The organism is Daejeonella sp. (assembly GCF_036405355.1).
Lineage (GTDB): Bacteria > Bacteroidota > Bacteroidia > Sphingobacteriales > Sphingobacteriaceae > Daejeonella.
This window is the reverse complement of record NZ_DASWXT010000001.1, coordinates 1-7,718: the sequence shown is the minus strand read 5'-3', so window position 1 is coordinate 7,718 and position 7,718 is coordinate 1. Positions and strand designations below refer to the sequence as shown.

General features: G+C 36.8%; 5 protein-coding genes. All 5 read left to right on the top strand.

Annotated features, from left to right (window positions below; all coding sequences use genetic code 11):
* The first annotated feature begins 209 nt into the window (after positions 1 to 209).
* The 5 genes from VGE44_RS00025 to VGE44_RS00005 all read left to right on the top strand — a co-directional run bounded on the left by VGE44_RS00025 (position 210) and on the right by VGE44_RS00005 (position 7,576).
* A complete protein-coding gene (locus VGE44_RS00025; protein WP_331075725.1) occupies positions 210 to 1,136 on the top strand; it encodes a TIGR01777 family oxidoreductase in 927 nt (308 codons plus the stop codon).
* 24 nt (positions 1,137 to 1,160) lie between these two features.
* Positions 1,161 to 2,474, top strand: coding sequence for a deoxyribodipyrimidine photo-lyase (locus VGE44_RS00020; protein ID WP_331075724.1), 1,314 nt, complete (start codon positions 1,161 to 1,163; stop codon positions 2,472 to 2,474).
* A gap of 240 nt (positions 2,475 to 2,714) precedes the next feature.
* Positions 2,715 to 5,273 carry a DNA gyrase subunit A gene (gene gyrA, locus VGE44_RS00015; RefSeq protein ID WP_331075723.1) on the top strand — a complete coding sequence of 853 codons (2,559 nt, stop codon included), beginning with the start codon at positions 2,715 to 2,717 and terminating at the stop codon, positions 5,271 to 5,273.
* A 4-nt stretch (positions 5,274 to 5,277) separates the two neighbouring features.
* Complete coding sequence (locus tag VGE44_RS00010) at positions 5,278 to 6,396, top strand: hypothetical protein (RefSeq protein ID WP_331075722.1); 1,119 nt, start codon at positions 5,278 to 5,280, stop codon at positions 6,394 to 6,396.
* Between the two features lie 4 nt (positions 6,397 to 6,400).
* On the top strand, positions 6,401 to 7,576 hold the full coding sequence (locus tag VGE44_RS00005; protein WP_331075721.1) for a tetratricopeptide repeat protein: 1,176 nt from the start codon (positions 6,401 to 6,403) through the stop codon (positions 7,574 to 7,576).
* Positions 7,577 to 7,718 lie beyond the last annotated feature (142 nt).

Sequence of the window (7,718 nt, the reverse complement as noted above, 5' to 3'; positions counted from 1 at the left end):
AGGACGAAATAAAATATCAGATTCCTCTTGGCTTACTTGGGCAATTAGCTCATAGTTTATTTGTCAGGGAAAAAGTAAAAGATATCTTTAGGTTTCGCGAAAATGCCCTTAACAAAATTTTTACAAATTGATCAGTGATCTGTTTTTTTGGAATAATAAATAAATAAAATCCGTTGTAATAATACATAAAAGACTCTAATAATTGCATCATGAACGCTGATATTAATTCAAGCAGAAATATATTAATAACCGGGGCAAGTGGCCTGATAGGTACTAGACTTATTAAAAACCTGCTGGAAAAGGGTCATAGAGTTTCTGTGCTATCTAGGCAAAATTCAAATTTCAAAGGTGTTAGTACTTTTAATTGGGATATAGATAAGCAATTGATTGATCTGAAAGCTTTTGAGGGGGTAGATACCATCATTCATCTTGCTGGTGCAGGTATTGCTGATAAGCGTTGGACCAAACAGCGAAAGCAGGAAATTGTTGATAGCAGGATTAGGTCGACTCAATTGCTATATCATACAATAGAGGCTATTAAAGCTCCTGTTAAAACATTTATATCTGCTTCAGCAGTAGGTTATTATGGTGATAGAAATGATGAAATACTTTATGAGCAAAGTGAATATGGAACGGGATTCTTGGCAGATTGCTGCAAGCAATGGGAGGCCGCTGTAGACGAAGGATTGAAATCCGGTATCAGGGTAGTTAAATTGAGAATCGGAATCGTGCTTTCAAAGCAGGGTGGGGCGCTTTCAGAACTGGCAAGACCGGTAAGCTTTTTTGTTGGTGCTCCTTTGGGTTCCGGAAAGCAATGGATGCCCTGGATACATCTGACCGATTTGGTATCGATTTTTGAAAAAGCAATTGAAAACCCTGATTATTCAGGAACTTTTAATGCTTGTACCCCATACCCGGTTACTAATTATGAGTTTACCAAAATACTGGCAAAGAAGCTTTTCAGACCGGTATGGCCTGTAAATGTTCCTGAGTTCGTGCTGAAGACCATGCTTGGTGAAATGAGTACAGTAATTCTCAATAGCACAAGGACTTCGCCTCAGAAACTGATGGATATGGGCTTCCGTTTTCGTTACCAGGGTCTTGATGCCGCTTTATCAGAAATCTACTCTCATTAATTTCCTGCGAATTCTATTTCATAGATGAAGAAAGAGATAAGTATTTGTTGGTTAAGGAGGGATTTACGACTAAATGATCAGGCTGCACTATATCATGCATTGCTTGGTAATTATCCGGTTTTACCAGTCTTTATTTTTGATCCTGAAATTCTGAATAAACTCACGGATAGGGATGATAAAAGAATACTTTTTATTCATAATCAGCTTAAGCAGCTAAATGATGAACTGAAAGTTTATGGTTCATCACTATTGGTAATTCATAATCAGGTAATATCTGCTTTTGAGAAACTGAATGAACAATATGAGGTAAAGGAGGTTTATACCAATCATGATTATGAGCCTTACGCAATAGATCGTGATACTAAAGTCGCAGAATTCCTGTCGGGGGCAGGTATTATATTCCATACTTTCAAGGATCAGGTAATTTTCGAGAAGTCGGATATTATGAAGTCTGATGGAACTCCCTATACTGTTTTTACCCCATATTCAAGACGCTGGAAGGAGGCTTTTTCCAAATTAAACCTTCCGGAGTATCCTTCTGAAAGGTATTTATCAAAATGCCTTCAGATTGAGGCTTTATCAGTACCTGATCTTGATTATATTGGTTTTGACATTCCTGAGTTTAATTTACCAACATATAATATTTCAGAAGATCTTATACGGAACTATCATTTAACACGAAATCTGCCATCTGTAAATGGTACAAGTCATATCAGTGTGCACTTGCGTTTCGGAACAATAAGTGTTCGCTACCTGGTAAAACTTGCTGTTCAATGGAATGAACAGTGGTTAAATGAACTGATCTGGAGAGAATTTTTTATGATGATACTTTATCATTATCCTCATGTTGTAAACAATAGTTTCAAGAAAAAGTATGATCAGATAGAATGGAGGAATAATGAACTGGAATTTGAAGCCTGGTGCAAGGGTGAAACAGGTTATCCAATTGTGGATGCCGGTATGAGACAGTTAAATGAAACCGGGCTGATGCATAACCGGGTTCGAATGATTGTTGCAAGTTTTCTTTGTAAACATTTATTAATAGACTGGAGATGGGGAGAGGCTTATTTTGCGAGGAAACTCCTTGATTTTGAGCTCTCTTCCAATAATGGCAACTGGCAATGGGCTTCAGGCAGCGGTTGTGATTCAGCACCATATTTCAGGATATTCAACCCTACGGCTCAAACCCTGAAATTTGATCCCAGACTAATCTATATTAAAACCTGGATCAGGGATTTCAAAGTAGATTACCTGATGCCAATTGTTCAGCATGAATTTGCGAGAAAACGTGCATTAGAGAGGTACAAAATTGCCCTTAATGAGGTGCCTGTGAAGTAATTTTATTTCTTTCTTAATTTTCTGGTGCTTAATTACTTCATTTTTTCAGAAATCTATTTCTTTATTTTGATTCCGCTTGCTGCATTGCTAAAGGCACATATCTGAATGTAATATTTTTTGAAACTGCCTCTTTAAACCGTGAAATTTATTAACTTCGCAAGGCTGAAAAGCGGTTTTATTTTAACAGATAATTATTCCTGTTTTAATATTAAAATTAATTAATCAGAACTTAGGTAGAACATGGCTGAAGATACAGAAAACGACAATTTGGTACCCCAGAACGATAGAATAATTCCAATAAATATAGAAGAGGAAATGAAGTCTGCATACATCGATTATTCGATGTCTGTTATTGTTTCCCGTGCATTGCCGGATGTTCGTGATGGTCTTAAGCCTGTACACCGCCGCGTGCTTTATGGTATGCTTGATCTTGGCGTAACCAGTACGAAGCCTCATAAGAAATCAGCACGTATTGTTGGGGATGTTTTAGGTAAATACCATCCGCACGGTGATTCTTCAGTTTATTTTGCGATGGTTCGTATGGCACAGGACTGGAGTTTGCGTTATCCAATGGTTGACGGCCAGGGTAACTTCGGATCTATTGATGGTGACTCACCTGCAGCAATGCGTTATACTGAAGCAAGGTTAAAAAAGCTTGCAGAAGAGATGCTTGCCGATATCAATAAAGATACTGTTGATTTTCAACTAAACTTTGATGATACTTTGGAGGAGCCAACGGTTCTTCCTTCACGCATTCCAAACCTACTGGTCAATGGTGCCTCAGGTATTGCAGTTGGTATGGCTACTAATATGCCTCCACACAATTTAACCGAGGTTGTCAATGCAACAATAGCCTATATTGAAAATAGAGATGTAACTGTCGCTGATCTGATGCAACATGTTAAAGCTCCGGATTTTCCAACTGGAGGAATTATCTATGGTTATTCAGGAGTTCAGGAAGCATTTGAAACAGGCAGAGGCAGAATTGTTATGCGTGCTAAAGCCGAAATTGAAGTGTATAAAGGCGATCGTGAACGGATAATTGTGAACGAGATTCCATATCAGGTTAATAAAGCAAATATGATCGAGCAAACTGCCGGTCTTGTTAATGATAAAAAAATAGAGGGAATTTCTGAGATCAGGGATGAGTCTGACAGAGATGGAATGCGCATCGTTTATGAAATTAAACGTGATGCTAATGCTTCAGTTGTACTGAATAACCTCTTTAAATATACTGCGCTTCAAACATCATTTAGTGTCAATAATATTGCCCTGGTGAATGGCCGCCCGATGATGCTAAATCTCAAAGATCTGATCAGGCACTTTGTTGATCATCGCCATGAGGTGGTAATTCGCAGAACTAAATTCGATCTTGCCGAAGCCGAAAAAAGAGCTCATATTCTGGAGGGATTATTAATTGCACTCGATCATCTGGATGAGGTTATTAAATTAATCCGCGCATCAAATAGTCCTGACGATGCCCGTATCAGCTTAATGGAAAGCTTTAATCTTTCTGATATTCAGGCTAGAGCTATTCTGGACATGACTCTACGTCGTTTAACAGGTCTCGAACGGGATAAGATCAAAGAAGAATATGCTGAATTAATGAATACCATTGAGTATTTGAAGTCAGTTTTAGCAGATGAAGGTTTACGTATGCAGATCATTACTGATGAATTAACCGAAATACGCGATAAATTCGGTGATGAGCGGCGTACTTCAATCACACATTCTGCTGAAGATATGCGGATGGAAGACTTTATTGTGGATGAGGAGGTTGTTATTACCATATCCCACGAAGGGTATATTAAAAGAACACCTTTAACAGAATATCGTAAGCAGGGCAGAGGTGGAAAGGGTTCGATGGGTTCTCAATCAAGAGATAAGGACTTTATTGAACATATACTGATAGCCACAAATCATAACTATATGCTATTCTTCACAGAGACAGGTAAATGTTTCTGGTTAAGAGTGTTTGAAATACCTGAAGGAACCCGAACCAGTAAGGGTAGGGCAATACAGAACGTAATCAATATTCCAAAAGAGGAGAATATTAAGGCATATATCAAAGTTGTTAATCTGAAAGATCAGGATTATTTAGAGAACAACTTTATAATCATGTGTACTAAGAAAGGTACAATCAAGAAGACCTCCCTTGAAGCTTATTCCCGTCCAAGGGCTAATGGAATTAATGCCATTAATATTAATGAAGGCGATCAGTTGCTTGAAGCTTGTTTAACAACCGGAACGAGTGAAATTGTGATGGCTTTGCGTTCTGGCCGTGCAATCAGATTCAATGAATCTACGGTTCGTCCAATGGGTCGAACAGCTACCGGAGTTCGTGGAATTACATTGGCAAATGTAAATGATGAAGTTGTTGGTATGATTAGTGTGAATAATCCGGAGGTAACTGTTTTGGTTGTTTCTGAAAAGGGATATGGTAAACGTACAGATATCGATGATTATCGTGTAACCAATAGGGGAGGAAAAGGTGTTAAAACAATCAATGTAACTGAAAAAACCGGTGAACTGGTTGCTATTAAGGATGTAACAGATATTGATGATTTGATGATCATTAATAAATCAGGTATTGTAATTAGAATTGGGGTGAGTGATTTGCGTGTAATGGGTCGTGCCACACAAGGTGTTCGTCTGATTACATTTAAAGGAGATGATTCTATTGCATCTATTGCCAAAGTTGAACACGAAGATGAAGAAGCAGATGAAACAGAATCTGCAGAGAATGAAACAGGAACAGATTTGAATTCAGACGATCAGGAACCTAAAACTGAAGAATAGCTGCATGTATAAGGTATTTATACTTTTTATATTCAATATCTTTCTGGTGCTGGTCAGTGTAAATGCGCAGACCCAGAATCAAGCTCTTGTAATCAAGGAGGCTATGAATAGTTTTGTCCAATATTCTGAGACTAAGGATATTAAAAAACTGGAAAATGCCCGCAAGCTGATAGATAATACTTTTAAGACCAGATCAGACTCTGCAGCTTTCAGGAATAACCTGGTAAGAAGTCTGGTATATTCTACGCTTGCCAGAGTAGATTCCAATTTAAAGTATACTTATAAGAAAGATCCATTGGAGGAAACTCTTTTCTCTATGAAAAGAGTATATGGATCCAAATTTGCAGAGGATGTCAAGGATCAGATTTCATACATCGAAACTCAATTAAAACTAACCTATTTGTACCGGGCGAATACCACGTTCAAAAACCGAAATTTTACCGAGGCACTGAAATACTTTAGTATTCTTGATACTATAGATAAGGACAATATTTCTGTTACACACAATCTTGCTCTTCTTTGTCAGGAAACAGGTAATTATATTAGATCAATAGGATATTATGAGAAATTAATTGCCAAAAAGCCAAAGCCAGAGTATTTTATGGTACTGGCTAACCTCTATGAGTCACTAAATGATGAAACAAATACGGTTAGAGTGCTTTCAGAAGGAAGCAGGCAGTATCCGGCTAATCGCGACCTTGTTTTTAAACTGCTGAATATTTTGTTGATTAGAAATGATTATCAGGAAATAATTAAATTTACGGGTCAGGCTCTTAAATTAGATGAAAATAACATCAATTTGAACTATCTGGCTGGGTTTTCTCATGAAATGACGGGTGATGTGACGAAAGCTGAAGAGTACTATAAAGTAATTTTAACTATCAACCCGAATAATTATGAGGCGAATTTTGCGTTAGGATTGCTTTATCTTAATCTGTATCTTAAAGATAAGGAGCAAAGTGGGATGATGTATATTTCAAAATACTACCTTAATAAAGCGAATGAAATTGACCCGAATGAATTAAAGACGCTCACATCATTATCAATATTATACAAGAATACAGGTGAGAAAACAGAATTACAAAAAATTAACAACAGAATAAACCAACTCAAATTAAATTAAAAACATGAAAATTAAATCTTTCATTTTGGCAGCTGTGTTTTCAGCTTCAACCCTTATGGTTTTTGCACAGAAGGGGGAAGTAGCAAGTGCCAGAACTAGTTATGAAAAGTTTTTGGGATTAAAGGAAGCCAACTCAATGTTACTGGCTCTCCCAAATCTTAAAACTGCAAAAGCATCTATTGATAAGGCAGTTGTCCATGCCAAAACTCTTGAAGATCCTGCCGCATGGACCTATAAAGCTCTTATTTATGGCGAAATGGCCTTATTGGATACTGTTCCGGCAACATCAAAGCCCTTAATTGAGGAGGCAAAGGCTGCACATAAAAAAGCAACTGAGCTTGACAAAGCCGGTGAGAATAAGGCAAATCTTGAAAATGCAAATAGTACAATTTTTAGCCAGTATGAACTAAATCAAGGTGTTAAGGCTTATCAAACAAGTAATTTTGCAGATGCTTACACTGCATTTAACAATGCTTTGAACTATCGCCCCGGAGATACAACAATAACTTATTATGCCGGCTTATCTGCTATTAATTCAAAAAATTATAAGGCAGGAATTCAAAGCTATGAGGCTTTGATTAAAACCAATTTTTCTGCCAATAACCAAATATATCTTGATTTATCCCGTCTGTATACAATGGAAGGTGATACTTCAAGAGCAATTGCAGTAGCATCAGAAGGTGCAACAAAGTTTAATGACACACAGTTAGCAACACAAGAGATAGAGTTGAGCCTAATGTCAGGTAAACAAAAAGAAGTAATAACTAAAATTTCCGATCAGGCACAAAAGAACCCTGGAAATAAATTATATCCATATTATCTGGGTATAGCTTACAGTACTATTGGAGAATCTGCCAAGGCAGAAGAAGCTTATTTAAGTGCTTTAAAGATTGATCCTAACTTTGCAGATGCGAGTACAAATATTGGTGGTATTATTCTAAACAAGGGTATAAACTTATTTAACCAGGCAAACCAGCTTCCTCAAAATCAGCAGAAAGAGTATGAAGCAATGATCAAACTTGGCGAAGCTGAACTCGAAAAAGCTTTTCCTTTTTTAATCAAATCAAGTGAGCTTGATCCTAAATCAAGAATTGCACTGGAAAACCTTAAGACATATTATATCATTAAGAAGAACCAGGAAAAGGTAACTGAAATCTCTGCTAAACTCGAGAATCTTTAAGTCCATAATTAACTATTATTTAAGCCTGAACAGTAATATGTTTAGGCTTTTTTTATTGTACTATATTTTTTGCAGAGTAGGATTTAGTTAATTTCTATTTAACATAATATTAATTATAAGACAATTGATATAATTGAATTAT